Source organism: Labrys sp. HAY1-8F, assembly GCF_056754975.1.
In genome coordinates this window covers 3,375,782-3,393,442 of record NZ_JBPGWZ010000002.1, presented here as the reverse complement: position 1 = coordinate 3,393,442, position 17,661 = coordinate 3,375,782, and the positions used below count along the sequence as shown (strand labels likewise).

At 64.1% G+C, this 17,661-nt stretch carries 19 protein-coding genes; 14 read left to right on the top strand and 5 right to left on the bottom strand.

Annotation, left to right across the window (positions count from 1 at the left end; all coding sequences use genetic code 11):
• Positions 1-28 precede the first annotated feature (28 nt).
• The 8 genes from leuC to ACR9ZN_RS24730 all read left to right on the top strand — a co-directional run bounded on the left by leuC (position 29) and on the right by ACR9ZN_RS24730 (position 6,815).
• Positions 29-1,450 carry a 3-isopropylmalate dehydratase large subunit gene (gene leuC / locus ACR9ZN_RS24765; RefSeq protein WP_441774231.1) on the top strand — a complete coding sequence of 474 codons (1,422 nt, stop codon included), beginning with the start codon at positions 29-31 and terminating at the stop codon, positions 1,448-1,450.
• Between the two features lie 224 nt (positions 1,451-1,674).
• Positions 1,675-2,307: a nicotinate-nucleotide adenylyltransferase gene (locus tag ACR9ZN_RS24760; RefSeq protein ID WP_441774232.1), complete on the top strand. Its 633-nt coding sequence runs from the start codon at positions 1,675-1,677 to the stop codon at positions 2,305-2,307.
• Between the two features lie 146 nt (positions 2,308-2,453).
• Positions 2,454-2,858: a ribosome silencing factor gene (gene rsfS / locus ACR9ZN_RS24755; protein WP_454816639.1), complete on the top strand. Its 405-nt coding sequence runs from the start codon at positions 2,454-2,456 to the stop codon at positions 2,856-2,858.
• Positions 2,859-2,967: 109 nt separating this feature from the next.
• Positions 2,968-3,447, top strand: a complete 480-nt coding sequence (gene rlmH, locus ACR9ZN_RS24750; RefSeq protein WP_454811787.1) for a 23S rRNA (pseudouridine(1915)-N(3))-methyltransferase RlmH — start codon at positions 2,968-2,970, stop codon at positions 3,445-3,447.
• Positions 3,448-3,710: 263 nt separating this feature from the next.
• Positions 3,711-4,037 carry a PadR family transcriptional regulator gene (locus ACR9ZN_RS24745; protein ID WP_434959067.1) on the top strand — a complete coding sequence of 109 codons (327 nt, stop codon included), beginning with the start codon at positions 3,711-3,713 and terminating at the stop codon, positions 4,035-4,037.
• Complete coding sequence (locus tag ACR9ZN_RS24740; RefSeq protein ID WP_481273440.1) at positions 4,034-4,630, top strand: DUF1700 domain-containing protein; 597 nt, start codon at positions 4,034-4,036, stop codon at positions 4,628-4,630. Before ACR9ZN_RS24745 ends, ACR9ZN_RS24740 begins: the two co-directional genes overlap by 4 nt.
• Positions 4,631-4,666: 36 nt before the next feature.
• On the top strand, positions 4,667-5,395 hold the full coding sequence (locus ACR9ZN_RS24735) for a GIN domain-containing protein (RefSeq protein WP_454811783.1): 729 nt from the start codon (positions 4,667-4,669) through the stop codon (positions 5,393-5,395).
• Positions 5,396-5,645: 250 nt separating this feature from the next.
• Positions 5,646-6,815 carry a serine hydrolase domain-containing protein gene (locus tag ACR9ZN_RS24730; protein ID WP_454811781.1) on the top strand — a complete coding sequence of 390 codons (1,170 nt, stop codon included), beginning with the start codon at positions 5,646-5,648 and terminating at the stop codon, positions 6,813-6,815.
• 30 nt (positions 6,816-6,845) lie between these two features.
• Here the strand turns inward: ACR9ZN_RS24730 and tlpA are convergent, their stop codons facing one another.
• On the bottom strand, positions 6,846-7,523 hold the full coding sequence (gene tlpA / locus ACR9ZN_RS24725) for a thiol:disulfide interchange protein TlpA (RefSeq protein ID WP_481273439.1): 678 nt from the start codon (positions 7,521-7,523) through the stop codon (positions 6,846-6,848).
• 15 nt (positions 7,524-7,538) lie between these two features.
• Between tlpA and argH the strand changes: the two genes are divergently transcribed.
• The 4 genes from argH to ACR9ZN_RS24705 all read left to right on the top strand — a co-directional run bounded on the left by argH (position 7,539) and on the right by ACR9ZN_RS24705 (position 11,099).
• The gene (argH, locus tag ACR9ZN_RS24720; protein WP_454811779.1) at positions 7,539-8,921 is read left to right on the top strand and encodes an argininosuccinate lyase; all 1,383 of its coding nucleotides are present in this window, start codon (positions 7,539-7,541) and stop codon (positions 8,919-8,921) included.
• Positions 8,922-9,019: 98 nt separating this feature from the next.
• On the top strand, positions 9,020-9,223 hold the full coding sequence (gene lptM, locus ACR9ZN_RS24715) for an LPS translocon maturation chaperone LptM (protein WP_434959061.1): 204 nt from the start codon (positions 9,020-9,022) through the stop codon (positions 9,221-9,223).
• 18 nt (positions 9,224-9,241) lie between these two features.
• A complete protein-coding gene (gene lysA, locus ACR9ZN_RS24710) occupies positions 9,242-10,507 on the top strand; it encodes a diaminopimelate decarboxylase (protein WP_481273438.1) in 1,266 nt (421 codons plus the stop codon).
• A 124-nt stretch (positions 10,508-10,631) separates the two neighbouring features.
• Positions 10,632-11,099, top strand: coding sequence for a hypothetical protein (locus tag ACR9ZN_RS24705; protein WP_481273437.1), 468 nt, complete (start codon positions 10,632-10,634; stop codon positions 11,097-11,099).
• Positions 11,100-11,277: 178 nt separating this feature from the next.
• On the opposite strand, the gene ACR9ZN_RS24700 is transcribed toward ACR9ZN_RS24705, so the two are convergent.
• From ACR9ZN_RS24700 to ACR9ZN_RS24685, 4 genes are all read right to left on the bottom strand, one after another.
• A complete protein-coding gene (locus tag ACR9ZN_RS24700) occupies positions 11,278-11,772 on the bottom strand; it encodes a hypothetical protein (RefSeq protein ID WP_454811773.1) in 495 nt (164 codons plus the stop codon).
• 232 nt (positions 11,773-12,004) lie between these two features.
• On the bottom strand, positions 12,005-12,997 hold the full coding sequence (gene bmt, locus ACR9ZN_RS24695) for a betaine--homocysteine S-methyltransferase (RefSeq protein WP_434959057.1): 993 nt from the start codon (positions 12,995-12,997) through the stop codon (positions 12,005-12,007).
• A 149-nt stretch (positions 12,998-13,146) separates the two neighbouring features.
• Complete coding sequence (locus ACR9ZN_RS24690; protein WP_454811771.1) at positions 13,147-14,484, bottom strand: S41 family peptidase; 1,338 nt, start codon at positions 14,482-14,484, stop codon at positions 13,147-13,149.
• Positions 14,481-15,860, bottom strand: coding sequence for a murein hydrolase activator EnvC family protein (locus tag ACR9ZN_RS24685; protein WP_481273436.1), 1,380 nt, complete (start codon positions 15,858-15,860; stop codon positions 14,481-14,483). Before ACR9ZN_RS24685 ends, ACR9ZN_RS24690 begins: the two co-directional genes overlap by 4 nt.
• 537 nt (positions 15,861-16,397) lie before the next feature.
• On the opposite strand from ACR9ZN_RS24685, the gene ACR9ZN_RS24680 reads away from it, so the two are divergent.
• Positions 16,398-17,006, top strand: coding sequence for a YqaA family protein (locus ACR9ZN_RS24680; protein ID WP_434959055.1), 609 nt, complete (start codon positions 16,398-16,400; stop codon positions 17,004-17,006).
• Entirely contained in the window at positions 16,997-17,503 is a 507-nt protein-coding gene (locus ACR9ZN_RS24675) for a disulfide bond formation protein B (protein WP_454811766.1), read from the top strand. The genes ACR9ZN_RS24680 and ACR9ZN_RS24675 overlap by 10 nt, the downstream gene beginning before the upstream one ends.
• Positions 17,504-17,661: the final 158 nt, after the last annotated feature.

Here is a 17,661-nt window from a genome sequence, read left to right as displayed (position 1 = left end):
AAATCGACGTCACACTCTAGGAAAAGCCATGGCTCCCCGCACGCTCTATGACAAGATCTGGGACGATCACGTCGTCGAAACTTCCGCCGACGGGACGAGCCTGCTCTATATCGACCGTCACCTCGTGCATGAGGTGACCAGCCCGCAGGCCTTCGAGGGCCTGCGCGTCTCGGGCCGCCAGGTGCACTCGCCCCAGCGCACCCTGGCCGTCGTCGACCACAACGTGCCGACCTCCGACCGCTCCAAGGGCATCGACGACCCCGAAAGCGCCATGCAGGTCTCGACGCTCGCCCAGAACGCCAAGGATTTCGGCGTCGAATATTATTCCGAGCTCGACAAGCGCCAGGGCATCGTCCACATCGTCGGCCCCGAGCAAGGGTTCACCCTGCCTGGCACCACGATCGTGTGCGGCGACAGCCACACCTCCACGCATGGCGCCTTCGGGGCGCTGGCGCACGGCATCGGCACCTCCGAGGTCGAGCATGTGCTCGCCACGCAGACGCTGATCCAGCGGAAAGCCAAGAATATGCGGGTCACCGTCGACGGCAAGCTGCCGGACGGCGTGACCGCCAAGGACATCATCCTGGCCATCATCGGCGAGATCGGCACGGCAGGTGGTACCGGGCATGTGCTGGAATATGCCGGCGACGCCATCCGTGCCCTTTCGATGGAGGGCCGCATGACCATCTGCAACATGTCGATCGAAGGTGGCGCCCGCGCCGGCCTGATCGCGCCGGACGAGAAGACCTTTGCCTATCTCGTGGATCGCCCCAAGGCGCCGAAGGGCGAAGCCTGGGAGCGGGCTTTGGCCTATTGGAGAACGCTCTATACCGAGGAAGGCGCACATTTCGACCGCGAGGTGAAACTCGACGCCGCCGCGCTGCCGCCGATCGTCACCTGGGGCACCAGCCCGGAGGACGTTGCCTCGATCACCGGCAATGTGCCACGCATCGAGGATGCCGCCAACGAACACAAGAAGGCGTCGATCCAACGCGCTTTGGCTTATATGGGCTTGAAGGGTGGTGAGCGCATCCAGGACCTGAAGCTCGATCGCGTCTTCATCGGCTCGTGCACCAATGGCCGCATCGAGGATCTGCGCGCCGTCGCCGGCATCGTCGAAGGTCATCAGGTCAACGCCAATGTCAACGCCATGATCGTGCCGGGTTCCGGCCTGGTGAAGATGCAGGCCGAAGCCGAGGGCCTCGACAAGATCTTCCGGGCCGCCGGCTTCGACTGGCGCGAGCCCGGCTGCTCGATGTGCCTGGCCATGAATGCCGACAAGCTCGCTCCCGGCGAGCGCTGCGCCTCGACGTCGAACCGCAACTTCGAGGGGCGCCAGGGCTACAAGGGACGGACCCACCTGGTCTCGCCGCAGATGGCTGCTGCTGCCGCCATCGCCGGCCATTTCGTCGACATCCGCGAATGGGAAAAGATCGCGGCCAACGCGTAGTCATCTCCCCTCTCCCGAGTCGGGAGAGGGGCTAGAGCGTTTTGCGATTAGACGGGAGCACCTGGAATCGCAAAGACGCGTGGGAAACATGAGACTAGAGAAAAGGGCGTTTTTGCTAAAACGCGCTTTGCTCTAGGGGTGAGAGTCTTTTGAGGGCACCATGCATGTTTTCCCCCTCGACCCCTAGCCCCTCTCCCCGCCAGGGAGAGGGGAATGCGGTTGTGATGCCTCCACTCTCGCCTGCCGATGCCCGCCGCCTGCCCGCCTTCGCCCCGGGGATGACCATCGGGCTGTTCGGCGGCAGCTTCAATCCGCCTCATGAAGGCCATCGCCATGCCAGCCTGGTGGCGCTGACGCGGCTCGGGCTGGACCGGGTCTGGTGGCTGGTGACGCCCGGCAACCCCCTCAAGGACAATCGGGCCCTGCCCTCGCTCGAACTCAGGGTGGCGGCCGCACGCCGGCTCGCAGACCACCCTCGCATCGAAGTGACCGGCATCGAGGCCGATATTCATACCCGCTACACTTACGACACCATCGCCTGGCTGCAGCGCCGCTGCCCGGGCGTGACCTTCGTGTGGATCATGGGCGCCGACAATCTCGCCGGCTTCCATCGCTGGCAGCAATGGCAGGCCATCGCTTCGCGGGTGGCCATTGCCGTGGTGGCCCGCCCCGGCGCCACCACCAAGGGTCCGCTTGCCAAGGCGGCCCGTGTACTCGCCGCTTATCGCGTCCCCGAATATCAGGCCGCGACGCTGAAATATCGCCGGGCGCCCGCCTGGATCTTCCTGCACGCGCCGCTCGATGCCAATTCCTCCACCGCCTTGCGGGCCAATGGCCAGGGCTTGCCCATAAGGTAAAAATTAACCACTTATTAACTATGTCGGAGCAGGCTTAATTCTATTGGCGTCATTGAATCGACGCGATGGCTTGCTAATATTGTGGAGCGAGTGGAATTCGCGGAGGTCCGCGAATCAATGAGCAAGAGGGTGTGCCCCTGACCACGTTGGTGAGACGCGAAGCGGACGTGATTCCGCTTCATCCCGTGAGCCGAGCGATCCGCCCGGACGTTGAAGCTACGGTTCGCCTGATCCTCAACTGCCTTGATGACATGAAGGCTGAGGAGATTGTGGAAATCGATCTGCGCGGCAAGAGTGCAATCGCCGACGTCATGATCATCGCGACAGGTCGGGTCGCCCGACATGTCGGCGCGATCAGCGATCGCATCGCCAAGGATCTAAAGGAAAACGGACACGGCAATCCCCGCATCGAAGGCGTCCCGGTCTGCGACTGGGTGCTGCTCGATACCGGGGACGTCATTGTGCACGTGTTCCGCCCCGAGGTCCGCGCCTTCTACAATCTCGAGAAGATGTGGTCGTCAGGCCGCCCGAACGAGCTGCTTCCGAGCTAAAGCATTTTCCAGAAAAGTCGATAGACTTTTCGATTGAGAAAATGCGTCAAAACAAGGAGTTAGAGCAAAGCGCGATTCGAAGAAATCGCACCCTTGCTCTAAAGTGAGCATGCGCCTGATGATCTGCGCCGTCGGCCGGCTCAAAGCCGGCCCGGAACGCGATCTCGTGGCCCGCTATGCCGAGCGGCTGAGCGCCAGCGGCCGCAGCCTGGCTCTCGGCCCGCTGGACATCATCGAAATCGACGAAAGCCGTGCCCGGCGGCCCGAGGACCGCAAGGTCGAGGAAGCCGACAAGCTGCTCGCCGCGGCTGGCACGGCCACCATCATTGCCCTGGATGAAACAGGCAACTCCCCCGGCAGCGAGGCCTTCGCCGCGCGGATTGCCGGCTTGCGCGACGGCGGCACCCAATCACTTGCCTTCCTGATCGGCGGCGCCGACGGCCATGGCGACGCAATCCGGTCGCGTGCGATCCTGTCGCTGTCCTTCGGCAAGATGACCTGGCCCCATCAGATCGTGCGCATCCTCCTGGCCGAACAGCTTTACCGCGCCGCCACCATCATCGCCGGCCATCCCTATCACCGGGTGTGATACCCATCCGCCTTGACCTGGCTCTGCCCGGGACGATCTGTCTTCGCTCTGTCGGTATTTTCGAGACGTGGCGTGAAGACATTTAGGCGCGGGCTTTGGCCCAAAAGCTGCGCAGGTCGCGCTGCCCTCCTCCATCAAGCCTCAACCTCTCCCGCATATCATCAGCCGCTTTCGGCGATCTGCCTGCCCGAATAAATAATGCAAGGTACCTTGCATTAAAAGGTACCTTGCATTATTCTCCCCCCTTGAAGAGTAGGGAGGCCATGACCGATTCCATCGACATCCAGCTCAAGAAGGGCGCGCTCGAACTCTGCGTCCTGGCTCTGCTGCACCGGCGTGAAAGCTATGCCTATGAGATCGCCAGCACGCTCTCCGAGCGTGTCGGCATGGGCGAAGGCACCATCTACCCGCTGATGCGCCGGCTGCAGACCGAGGGGCTGGTCAGTACAAGGCTGGAGGAATCGGCCAGCGGCCCCCCACGTAAATATTACCGTCTGACGCCGGCCGGCCAGGCCAACTATGTGGCCCGTCAGCGCGAATGGCGTGACTTCGTCACCGCCGTCGACCGGCTTATGGAAGGCATGCCATGACTCGCCAGGACTTCTCTCGCCAGGAATTCCTCGACGCCTTGAAGGCCGGTCTCGACGGGCTGACGGCAGCGGAGATCGACGAGGTCTTGGCTGACTACGCCGCCTATTTCACCGATGCGCAGGAGGCCGGGCGTAGCGAGGACAGTGTCGTGCAGATGCTTGGCGATCCTGCCCAGCTTGCCCGGGCACTCAAGGCGGAAAGCGGCCTGCGCCAATTGCAGGCGCGGCCGAGCCCATCCACCATACTGGGCGCGATCGCCGCGCTCACGGGCCTCGCCATGCTCGATCTCTTCGTGCTGCTGCCCGTCCTGTCGATCCTCCTGGTGGTCTTCCTTGCCCTCGGCCTGGTTGCCCTCGCCTTGGCGCTCGGCGGATCGGCGATCGTGCTTCACTCGACCTTCATGTGGGATGGCGCGCCCCTGCTCACCCATCTCGGGCGGGCCCTGGTCGGCTTCGGTTTCATCGCCCTGGCGGTGTGTCTGAGCTGCCTCTTCCTGCTCGGCCTCAATGCCGGGCTGAGGGCGATGGCTGCACATGCCCGGCGCTACACCCGCTTGCTCACTTCCTCACCACGCTCCGGCGCTGCATCGTGACAATGCTCGCGCCGAGCAGGCGCCATGGGAGGCACCATGCCCTCGAAACTTGGAAAACTGGCGGCCTTCTCCTTCGTGATCGCCCTGGTCTGCCTGTTCCTCGGCACCAGCCTTGCCGGGCCGAACGACGGCTCGCCCTGGCGAGGCTGGCGCTGGACCACGCTGACGGGATGGGGAGCCTGCCCGGCCCTGCCGCAAAGCGGCGACGGCAAGGCTGGTTCGGTCACCCTGCCCTGGGACAATGATGGCTCGCTGACCATCGCCGTGCCGGCAAGCGTGAGCTATGCCCCCGGCCCACAATCCAGCGCCGTGATCAGCGGTGACCCCACCCTGATCGGCCATGTCCGCCTCTCGGCGGGACGCCTCGCCCTGGACGATGACTGCGATATCCCGTTCGGCGCCGTTACCGTCCGGCTGACGGGCGGCCCGGTCAAGGACTGGACGGTGAACGGATCCGGTGAGCTCCACCTTGCGGCAATCGCGCAGGATCGGCTCGCGCTTCGCCTCCACGGCAGTGCGCAGGCGACCGGCGAGGGTACGGTGGAACAATTGAACCTGCGTATCTCCGGTTCCGGCAGTGCGGATCTGGCCAAGCTGGACGCCAAGGCGGCCGAGATCCGCATCAGCGGCAGCGGTGAAGCCGGTATTGCCGCCAGCGAGAGTGCCGACGTCACCCTTTCCGGCAGCGGCCGCGTCACGCTACGCGGCAAGCCCAGACTCACGACGCAGATCCATGGCAGCGGCCGGATCGAGGAAGTTCCCTAAAGCGTTTTGCGATTAGGCGGAATCACGGCCAAGCAAGGAGCTGGAGCAAAGAAGCGGCTTCGCCAAAACGCGCTTTGCTCTAGCGGTCACGACTAAAGGCTCCGGCCCCCCTCCCGTCACCTTTGGTGGCGTTGGAGATGGCTGTCCCTTCGTTTCCCTCGTTCACGGATAAGCCCCTGGAGCTCCGGGCCGATTCCGATCGAACTCTCGCTATTCCCATTTCTCCATCACACTTTGCAAGGAGGCACCCATGCGCCCCCATAGCCTTTCCGTTGCCTTGGCGATCATTCTGACCGGCATGACCACCGCCGGGCTATCGGGCTCGGCGGCGGCTCAATCGACCTGCGGCACGCCCGGCAAGGGCACTTCCGGCAAGGGGACGTCCGATTGGCCGATCGTCGCGCCTGAAGATGTCGGCCTCGATCCGCAAAACCTGTGCACGCTCGCCCAGAAACTCGACGCGGCGAAGGAGGACAATATCCATGCCGTGCTGATCGCCCGGCACGGCAAATTGGTATTCGAACGCTATTTCACTGGCTCCGATTCCCACTGGGGCCAGCCGGCCAAGGAGGTTGCCTTCGGGCCGGACGTTCCGCACGATCTGCGCTCGATCAGCAAAAGCGTGGTATCGCTCTTGTTCGGCATCGCCCTGGACAAGGGCTGGATCGGCTCGGTCGACCAGCCGGTACTGGCGGTGCTGCCGGTCTATGCCGATCTGGCAACGCCGGAAAAACGCGGCATCACACTGCGCCATCTCCTCACCATGTCGCCGGGCTTGGCCTGGAACGAGCAACTCGCTTATGACAATCCCGCCAACAGCGAAAGTCGCATGGACATGGCCAAGGACCCCTGTCGCTATGCACTGGAGCAGCCCGTGGCCCATGATCCCGGCCTGGTGTGGACCTATAGCGGCGGCACCACCGGCCTGCTTGCCTGCGTCCTGCAGCAGGCTACCGGCAAGCCCTTGGATGAGCTGGCACGCGAGAATCTGTTCGAGCCGATGGGCATCACCAAGGTGGAATGGGCGCGCTATCCCCAGAACGGCGGCCCGGTGGCGGCCTCGGGCCTGCGCCTGCTGCCCGCCGACACGCTGAAATTCGGCCAGCTGGTGCTCGACAAGGGGGCGTGGAAGGGCCGACAGATCGTGTCGGCCAAGTGGATCGAGATGGCGACGGCGCCGCAGATCAACGCCCCCGGCGCCATGTTCTACGGCTTCCAGTTCTGGCTCGGGCGCTCCTTGGTCGACCACCGCTCCGTCGATTGGATCGCCGGCTTCGGCTATGGCGGGCAGCGCCTGTTCGTCGTGCCCTCGCTCGACCTCACCGTGATGGTGCACGCGGGGCGGTATGGCGGCCAGGACGAGGGCGGGTTCGCAGCCGCCATCCTCAACCGCTATGTGCTGCCGGCCGCCAAACCATAAGCGGCTAGGAGCAGTGGGTAGGAGGGAGTGTCAGGGCCCGATTGCCGCCTTGATCAGCGCCTTCGCATCCTCGCTGGCCCACTCGGCCGGGCCGGCCATGGCGCCGATGCGGCAACCCTGCTTGTCGATCAGCACCGAGGTCGGCAGGCCCTGGCCGAGGCCTTCATTGCGCAGGCTCTGCAGGATGCCGGTCGAAGGATCGGCGTAGCGGTGCAGCTTGTCGATCTTGGTCTCGTTCAGGAAGGCGTCGACCCGCTCGGGCCCCTGCGTGTCGATATTGACGGCCACCACCTCGAAGTCCTGGCCACCCAGATCCGCCTGCAACTGGTTGAGCGCCGGCATCTCCTTGCGGCAGGGCACGCACCAGGTCGCCCACAGATTGAGCAGCACGGTCTTGCCCTTGAAATCGGCCAGGGTCGTCTTGCTGCCGTCCGCCCTCTGGAAGCTGATCGGCACCAGCGGTTGAGGCGCCTTGGAGACGGCGAGAGCCGCCACCTCCCCGTTGGCGAGCGGGTCGACACGGGCCGCAATTGCCGCGGAAGCGGGGCAGGATGCGCTTTCCTGATTGCCCGAGCCGCCGTTTGTCCCGTATACCGCGCCGACACCCGCCACGGCTCCCGCCAGGATTGCCGCGCCGATCAACCAGCGCCGGTTCGACCCTCGTGGTGGCTGACTCTCGGAATGTTCCTGCCGACTATTCTCGTTCACTGAAAGCCTATCCAGATGAGCAACAAAATGTGGGGCGGCCGGTTCCAGTCGGGACCGGACGCGATCATGGAAGAGATCAACGCCTCGATCGACTTTGACAAGCGCTTGTGGGCCCAGGACATCCGCGGCTCTCTGGCGCATCTCGCCATGCTGGAAAAGCAAGGGATCGTTGCCGCCGCCGATGCCAAGGCCATCGCGGACGGTCTAGAGGTGGTCCGCGGCGAAATCGAGAGCGGCTCGTTCACTTTTTCGCGCGCGCTCGAAGACATCCATATGAATGTCGAGTCGCGGTTGGCGGCGATTGCCGGACCGGCGGCCGGACGCCTGCACACCGCCCGCTCGCGCAACGACCAGGTCGCCACCGATTTCAAGCTGTGGGTGCGCGACACTATCGACGATCTCGACGCTCAGCTGAAAGATTTGATGACGGCACTCGCCGAAAGGGCTTTCGCCTTCTCCGGTGCGGTGATGCCGGGCTTCACGCATCTGCAATCGGCCCAGCCGGTCACCTTCGGCCACCATCTGCTCGCCTATGTCGAAATGCTCGGCCGCGACCGCGGCCGCTTCGCCGATGCGCGCCGGCGCCTCAACGAATGCCCGCTCGGCGCTGCGGCGCTGGCCGGCACCTCCTTCCCGATCGACCGGGACGCCACGGCCAGGGCGCTCGGCTTCGACCGCCCCACCGCCAATTCGCTCGATTCGGTCTCCGATCGCGACTTCGTGCTGGAGGCGCTCGCCGCCGCTTCGATCACCGCCATGCACCTCTCCCGCTTCGCCGAGGAGATCGTAATCTGGACGACGCCACAATTTGCCTTCGTGGCGCTGTCGGACAAGTTCACCACCGGCTCGTCCATCATGCCGCAGAAGCGCAATCCCGACGCGGCCGAATTGGTCCGCGGCAAGGCCGGCCGGGTCATCGGGGCGCTGGTCGGTCTGCTCACCATGATGAAGGGCCTGCCGCTCGCCTATGGCAAGGACATGCAGGAGGACAAGGAGCCCGCCTTCGATGCGCTGCAGACGCTGTCGCTCTGCACGGCGGCCATGGCCGGCATGGTCAGGGACATGGTGCCCGACCTCAAGCGCATGAAGGCGGCCGCCGGCTCGGGCTATGCCACCGCCACCGATCTCGCCGACTGGCTGGTGCGCGAGCTCAATCTGCCCTTCCGCGAGGCCCATCACGTCACTGGCCGCCTGGTCGGCCTCGCCGCCGATGCCAAGCTGCCTTTGGAGAAGCTCTCTCTGGCTGAGATGCAATCGGTTGAGCCACGCATCCATCAGGGGCTTTTCGCCGTGCTCGGCGTGGAAAAATCGGTCCGCAGCCGGACCTCCTATGGCGGGACGGCGCCGGCAAATGTCAAGGCCCAGGCCAGGAAGTGGCTGAAAGCGCTGGCGAAATAATCGAAGCACGGACATCGCAACATGCCCACACGTTGCTGAGATGTCCGCGCTCTCAAATCAAAATTCGTGCTACACAGCGTCAAACACTGGAGTTCCCCATGGCTGGTAATGCGTTCCGCATCGCGCTCGCTTTGACGTTGGTCACGACTCTCGGCCTCGCCGGTTGCGGCCGCAAGGGCAAGCTCGAGCCACCACCCGAGCAGCATGTCTCGGACGGCAAGGGCGGCGGCTACAACAAAAAGAAGGATCCGGGCTATGTGAAGCCGGATCGCAAGCTGCCCATGGATTTCCTGTTGAACTGATTTCGAACCGAACCGGCCATGCATCACTTCACCTATCGCGACGGCGTGCTTCATGCCGAAGATGTCGCACTGCCGGCGATTGCCGCGGCGGTCGGCACGCCTTTCTACTGCTATTCGGCTGCTACGCTGCGCCGGCACTACAAGGTGTTCGCCGGTGCCTTTGCCGACGTGCCCTCGCTTGTCTGCTTTGCGGTGAAGGCCAATTCGAATCTTGCCGTGCTGCGCCTGCTCGCCAAGCTCGGCGCCGGCATGGACGTGGTCTCCGAGGGGGAGTTGCGCCGCGCCCGCGTCGCCGGCGTGCCTGCCAGCAAGATCATGTTCTCGGGCGTCGGCAAGCTCGTGCGCGAAATCGACTATGCGCTCGATGAAGACATTCTGTGCTTCAACGTCGAATCGGAACCGGAACTGGAGCTGCTGTCGCAGCGTGCCAGCGCCAAGGGCGTGATGGCCCGGGTGTCGCTGCGCATCAATCCGGATGTCGACGCCAAGACCCACAAGAAGATCTCCACCGGCAAGTCCGAGAATAAGTTTGGCATCCCGATCGCCCAGGCCCGCGCCCTCTATGCCCGCGCGGCCAAGCTGCCGGGCATCGCGGTCACCGGCGTCGACATGCATATCGGCAGCCAGATCACCGAGCTCGAGCCCTATGACGCCTCGATCGAGCGTCTGGTCGGCCTAGTCAGAGACCTCAGAGCCGACGGCCATGTCATCGACCATATCGATTTCGGCGGCGGCCTCGGCATTCCCTATCGCGACGACAACGAGCCGCCGCCTCACCCCGACGACTATGCCGCGGTGGTCAAGCGCTATGCCAAAGATCTCGGCGCCACGTTGGTGTTCGAACCCGGCCGCCTGATCGCCGGCAATGCCGGCATCCTTGTGAGCGAAGTCGCCTTTGTGAAGGAAGGCGAGGGCAAGACCTTCGTCATCGTCGACGCCGGTATGAACGACCTGATCCGCCCCACGCTCTATGAAGCCTATCACGCGATCTGGCCGATCAAGGAACGCCCGCTCGGCGGCGCAATGGTGACGGCCGACGTCGTCGGCCCCGTCTGCGAGACTGGTGATTATCTCGCGCTCGACCGCGACATCCCGGCGGTGGCACGCGGCGACCTGGTGGCGGTGATGTCTGCTGGCGCCTATGGCGCCGTGCAGTCAGGCACCTATAACACCCGCCCGCTCATCCCGGAAGTTCTGGTGGACGGCGACAAGTTCGCGGTGATCCGGCCTCGGCCGAGCTATGACGAACTGCTCGGGCTCGACAAGGTACCGGACTGGCTGTGATCCCGGGAACAGCCTCTGTTCTAGGGAACAACTTCTTTTCCGGGGAACAGAGGGTGTTCCCGGGAACAGCGCCTTCTCCAACCCTGCCGTAGAGCCGTCATTCCATCTGGAACTCCGAGGACCCATGCGCAGTTTCCTTGCCATTGCCCTTCCCCTTCTCGCCAGCGTGGCCTTGGCCACCCCCGCCTTGGCGGACGCCTATAGCTGGCAGCTCCGTCAGTCACCGGAATCTGTGGTGGTGGCCTATGAGGTGCCCGACACCGACGACCAGCCGCTTGCCTTCTTCTGCACGCCGGACAGCAAGGCCTTCTCGATCAATTATCTGCCGGGCGCCGACCGCATCCGCAAAGGCTGGCAGGGCGTGGTCAGCTTCAGTTCCGAGGGTGGGCAGGTCGACGTGACCATGCAGGCCGTCGAGGATGAATTGAACGGCCCATCGCTCGAGGCCAAGCCCGACTTCGATCCCGATTGGAGCGCCGTTCTCGGCAAGGGCCGCACCCTCAAGATCGGCTTCCTCGGCAAGAGCGAAAAGATCAAGCTGACAGGCGCTTCCAGGGGCGCCGCTGCCTTGGCCAAGGCTTGCAGTCGATAGAGCATCTTTCAGCAGGATCGCTCGGGCCACCGCAGCCCCTTACCCTCTCCCCATAAGAGCGGGGAGAGGGTAAGGGTAAGGGTAAGGGTGAGGGGCTACGCCACCCCGGCAAATCACTGTCGGCCTTTTCCCGGAATTGCGCCCGTAAGCAGCCTTTTGCTCCGCGCCTGCTCGGTGCTCAGCGAGCGACGGCGAAGCATTTGGCCAGCCTCGCCGCGACGGGATCATAGGTTGCCGCCTCCTTGGCCGGATAGGTCAGGCGGAAGGCACGGATGGTCTCGACTGCACCCTTGGCATCCTTCTCGAACAGGACCTTGGCGTAGAAAGTCTCGCCGCCCTTCCGGCCTGAGACCACCACCCCGTTCTTGGTGGCGCTGCGATAGGTGACCTTGCCGTCACCGGCGACACCGGCAACGATTGTGCCGATGTCTTCCTCGGCGGCATTGTAGGAGCCCCAGACCCGCAGGCTGGCGCCGGAGCGGCCGGTGAAGACACGCCCATCGCCATTGTCGGCCTCGGGCTCCGCTGTCATCAGATCGGCAGGGTAACAGATGCGATAGCCAAAACGGGCATTGGCATAATCGTTCCAGTCCTCAGCCGCTGCCGGCCCGGTGGGAACGGCCAGGCACAGAAGCGGGGCGAGCACGGCGCAGGAACGGATCAGGCGGCGCATCGGCCTCTCCTTGTCGATGAAACATGCCATTGCTACGGCGATGATCCGCGCAATGCCAATCATGTCCTTACCAGATTGCTGGTATGAGGTTGCCCGACCTGGGCTGGCTGTTCCGCGAGGAACGCACCAGCAGCACAGCCATTGCCGGGATTGGCCCGGCAATCCAGCCTCCACAGGTGACGAGCTGTGCTCTGGATGCCCGGGTCGAGCCGGGCATGACAAAGGTCGGCGCTCAGTGCCGGCGCCGGCGCCGTGCCTCCTCACCGCCGCCCACCTTGGGCGGGGCGACCAGCGGGCCGATCTCGGCGATCACCTTGGCCGCATCCGGGCGCTCGGCCCGGGTATGGGCATCGATGGCCTGGCGCATGGCGGCAAGATGGGCCGGCGAGGTGCCGCAGCAGCCGCCGATGATGCGTGCACCCGCATCGATGGCCAGACGTGCATAATTGGCCATCAGCTCCGGCGTGCCGGAATAATGGATATGGTCGCCGTGGAACTGCGGAATGCCGGCATTGGCCTTGGCGATGACAACCACTTCGGGATTGGCTTCGGTCATCGACAGTACCGAGACCAGGAGGTCGGAAGCCCCGACGCCGCAATTGGCACCCACCGCGACAGGATTGGGATCGACGCCGCCGGCAACCTCGGGCATGGCCGATGGCGGGATGCCCATCATGGTCTTGCCGGCCGTGTCGAAGCTCGCCGTCACCGTATAGGGCATGCCGGCCTTGACCGCCGCCTTGGCGGCGGCCCGCATCTCTTCGGCAGCCGACATCGTCTCGATCCAGATCACGTCGGCGCCGCCTTCCTTGAGGCCCTCGATCTGCTCGAGGAAGACCTCGACGGCTTCGTCCTCGGTCAGCGGCCCGAGCGGCTGGAAGAGATCGCCCGTCGGGCCGACGGAACCGGCCACCACTACCGGGCGGCCGGCGCCATCAGCGACCTCTCGGGCCGTGCGGGCGGCCGCGGCATTGAGCTCCTTCACGCGTCCATCGAGCTTGTGCAGCGCCAGGCGACGGCGATTGCCGCCGAAGGAATTGGTGAGGATGATGTCGGCCCCGGCATCGACGAAGGACTGGTGCAGCGCGTGGATGCGGTCGGGATGGTCGAGGTTCCACATCTCCGGCGGATCGCCCGACATCAGGCCCATCTCGAACAGATTGGTCCCGGTGGCCCCATCCGCGAGCAGCACGGGCTTTTGAGCCAGAAGTTCGGTCAGGCGCATGGCGTGTCCTTCATGAAGAAACCATGCTTCCACATAGGCTTTTGCGGGAACGATTCAAGCACGAATGTCCGGGGGCGGCTTCGCCCCCAAAACAGCAACGCCGGGACAAGCCCGGCGTTGCATAAGCATGGGATGGGCTGAAAAGCCTGTCAGTTCGGCACGCCCGCCTTCGGATCCGGCGGGAAATAGGCGCTCTTCTGCGCACCATGCAGCAGGTCGATCGCCTTGTTGAGCTGGGTATCGTCCTTCTCGTTGGCGGGCACATAGGCCGAGGAGCCGCCTTCCTCCGTCTTGTTGTCGGCATCCGGATTGGCCAGATGGCCCTTGAGACCGGATTCGCCCTTGGTCTGGTCCTTGCCCTTGAGGTCGTCGGGCACGTTCTCCTGAACCACGATCTCCGGTTCGATGCCCTTGGCCTGGATCGAGCGACCGGACGGGGTGTAGTAGCGCGCCGTGGTGAGGCGCAGCGCACCATTGCCCTGCAGCGGAATGATGGTCTGCACCGAGCCCTTGCCGAAGGAGCGCGTGCCCAGGATGGTGGCGCGCTTGTGGTCCTGCAGGGCGCCGGCGACGATCTCCGATGCCGAAGCCGAGCCGCCATTGACCAGCACGATCACCGGCTTGCCGCCTGTCAGGTCGCCGTTGCGGGCGGAATAACGCTGCACGTCGTCGGCCTGGCGGCCACGCGTGGAAACGATCTCGCCACGTTCGAGGAAGGCATCCGACACCTGGATCGCCTGGTCGAGCAGGCCGCCCGGATTGTTACGCAGGTCGATGACAAAACCCTTGAGCTTGTCCGGGCCGATTTCCTTGCTCAGCTTGTCGATGTTCTTCTTCAGACCATCGAAAGTCTGCTCGTTGAACTGGGTGATCCGGATATAGCCGATGTCATCGCCCAGCTTCTTGGCTTTGACCGACTGCACCTTGATGATGTCGCGCACCACCTTGATGTCAATAGGCTCGCCCTTGTTGCGCAGGATCTTCAGGATGATCGGCGTGTTGACGGCGCCGCGCATCTTGTCGACGGCCTGCTGCAGCGTCATGCCCTGCGTCGCTTCGCCGTCGATGGCGGTGATCAGGTCGCCGGAGAGGACGCCAGCCTTGGACGCCGGCGAATCATCGATCGGCGACACCACCTTGATGGCCCCGTCCTCCTGGGTCACCTCGATGCCGAGACCACCGAACTCGCCCTTGGTCTGCACCTGCATGTCCTGGAAGCTCTTGGCATCCATGTAGCTCGAATGCGGATCGAGCGAGGTCAGCATGCCGTTGATGGCCGCTTCCACCAGCTTGCCGTCCTCGGGCTGCTCGACATAGTCCGAACGCACGCGCTCGAACACGTCGCCGAACAGGTTGAGCTGCTTGTAGGTGTCGGTGACGGCGGCATTGGCACCGCCCATCAGCAGCAGGTGGGGTTGCGTCACCGCGATCGTCGCGATCGCGCCCATGGCCACGCCGCAGAATAGAATGGGAAGCTTGCGAATCATCCGCGTGCCTTCTCGCCTTGATTGGCCCACCACGGGGTGGGGTCTATGGAAACACCGTCTTTCCTGAACTCTATATATAGGGCGGGTTGACCGGCACTTGAAGCACCGCCAAACGCCGCAGCCGTCGCCTGTATTCCCAAGCCCGCCTGAGACCCCGGATCGACGTTCGATCCCGAAGACGGACCTGAACCCATGGCGGCAACCGGCTCGCCCGTCAAGACAAACTGGCCCAGCCCCACATTGATCTTGTCCATGCCGGCCATCACGACATGATACCCGCCACCGGCATTGATGATCAAGAGTTGGCCGTAGGAGCGGAACTTGCCGGCGAAAACGACCCAGCCGTCGCAGGGCGCGGTGACGCTGGCGCCGGACGTCGCCGTCAGGGTCATGCCCTTGGCGGCGCCGCCATTGCCGTCATCGGCGCCGAAGCCGCGCAGCATCGCGCCGGTCACCGGCAAGCGTAACAGACCCTTGGCCTGGTCGAAGGGCATTGCGGGGGTCAGGCGGCTCGGATCCTGCAGGGCGGCGAGCGAAGGCCGGGTCTGGCCAGCCGCCGCGTCGGCGGTGTCGGCGGCGCGCCTGGCCGGCGCCACCTCGCGCTCCATGCGGGCGATCAAATCCTTGAGATTGGCGGCTTCCTGCGCCAAGGCGGTAGCATGGGCCTGTTCGCTGGTGAGGGTGTTCTGCTCCTGCGCCAGCACCTTCTGGCGCTCCTCGACCAGAAGCTGGGTGCGGGTGCGCTGCTCGGCGAGGGTGATAAGCGCCTGCTTGAGCGTGTCGCGTTCGATGGTGATCTTGCCCCGCACCCGGGCCAATTCCTTGAGATCGGCCACCAGGGCCAACATTTCCTGGCGCATTTCCGGCAGCACCGCCCCCAGCAGCATCGCCGTGCGCACCGCCTCCAGCGCGTCGTCCGGGCTGACCAGCAGGGCCGGCGGTGGATTGCGCCCCATGCGCTGGAGCGAGGCCAGCACCTCGATCAGCAGGCCGCGCTTGGAATCGAGGGAGACGCGAATATTGTCCTCATTGCTGTCGAGCGAAGCCAGCCGCGCCTCGGCACCCAGCACCTTGGCTTCGGTCTCATGCGTCTGATCACCGGTTTCGACCAATTGCTGGCGCAGCTTCTCGCTGTCGCTCCCGATCGCCTGGATCTCCTTGCGCAGGCGCGCCAGCGTCTCGTCGGACAGCTTGATCTCGCCCTGGATGCGCGCGAGGTCCTGGCGTTTGGCGGCAGCCTCGTCGGCGGCGGACGGGGCCGGGGCGGGCACCGCCTGCTCAGCCCGGGCGGGCAGCACTGCAACGCACAGCAACGCAAACAGCGCCCCGGCGATCATGGCCGGGCTCTTGGTCGAGTTTGCGCTGGTCTCGTTCATTCAGGATAAATGCGGCCAATATGGTTAACGAAGTTTCAATCGTTAACGATTCGTCATTGTTGTCGAGAGACACTGGCGCCGTATCCCGCCTTTTCTGGGGCAGGATGAGGTTTCCAACGGGAAGTTGATCGCCGCCCTCTGGAGCAAAGCGCGTTTAGGCGTAAACGCTTCTTTTCTCTAACTCTTTGTTTCGACGCGTCTTTGCGATTTGAACTGATGCCGTCAAATCGCAAAACGCTGCGGCGCCGGTGGATTTCCCGCCGCATGCCCGCTAAGGAAACTTCGAAGAGTTAAGTGAATTGCCTTGAATCCGTCATTTTCAGCCACGACTAGCGGTGCAAGTCGTGGTGACAGCGTCGCCGGAGGTGGCGGCAAGTGACGACGGGATCACTTGTTCTCCGGCCTCTTCCCAGGGGGCACGATCCCGCCGCGAGCATGCCGGAATCCCACCCCCGTCATGCTCTCATATCCTGCAACGCCCCGGACTGCCCGGCACCGCCCCATGGACGGATCCGGACTGCCTGCTCAGGGAAAACCATGCTGCGCCGCTTCTATGACTGGATGATCCGCATTTCGGAAAGTCCACGGGCCGTCTGGGCCCTCGGCATCGTTTCCTTTGCCGAAAGTTCCTTCTTCCCGTTTCCGCCCGACGTCATGCTGGTGCCGATGGCGGTCGCCCAACCGAAGAAGGCCTGGTTCTACGCCGCCGTCTGCACTGTCACCTCCGTCCTGGGCGGGGTGCTCGGCTATCTGATCGGCTGGCTGCTCTACGACACGGTCGGGTCCTGGCTGATCAGCGCCTATGGCTACCAGCACGGCGTCGAGCAGTTCCGCTGCCTCTATGCCCAATATGGCAGCTGGATCATCCTGATCAAAGGCCTGACGCCGATCCCCTACAAGATCGTGACCATCACCTCGGGCTTTGCCGGCTACAGCCTTTTCTGGTTCGTCCTGCTGTCGCTGCTCACGCGCGGCGCCCGCTTCTTCATCCTGGCCGGCTTCCTCAACTTCTTCGGCGAGCGCATCCGCGCCTTCATCGAAAAGCACCTGGCGCTGGTGGCGATCGCTTTCGTGGTGGTGCTGGTGGGCGGGTTCTTCGTCGTCGAATATCTGATGCCATCGGGTAGTACCGCAACATGCCAGTAAATCTCAGTTCCCGCTCCGCGCTTGCGGCCGGATTGATCGGCCTCGTCGTCATCGCCAGCGCCCTGGTGCTGCAGCACGGCTTCGGCTATGCGCCCTGCCCGCTCTGCCTAGAGCAGCGCTGGCCCTATTATGTCGGCGTGCCCATCGCCTTCATTCTCGCTTTCATCGGCGACAGGCTGTCGGCGAAAGTGATGGTGGTGGCCTTGCTGCTGCTGGCGGCCCTGTTCGCCTATGGCTGCGGCCTCGGCATCTACCAGGCGGGGGCGGAGTGGAACTATTGGCTCGGCCCCGCCAATTGCGCCGCCGGCAATATCGGTTCCAACCCGGCCAATGTCGGCGGGCTCCTCGATGCGATCGACACTTCCACCGTGGTATCCTGCACCAATCCAAGCCTGCGTATCGCCGGCCTCTCGCTGGCCGGCTGGAATGCCATCGTCATGGCCGTGATGGTGCTGATCACGCTGAAGGGCGCCGCAAGCGCCGCCAAGTCGCACTGAAAGCGCGGCCAGAGCCCATCCGCGTTCGGATTGGCTCAAGTCTTGTCATTGCCGGGCTTGACCCGGCAATCCAGCCTCTCTTTCTAGTTACGAGGCCCCTCTGGATGCGCCGGGTCAAGCCTGGGCATGACAAAAATCTACGTTTTCACCTTATAGGT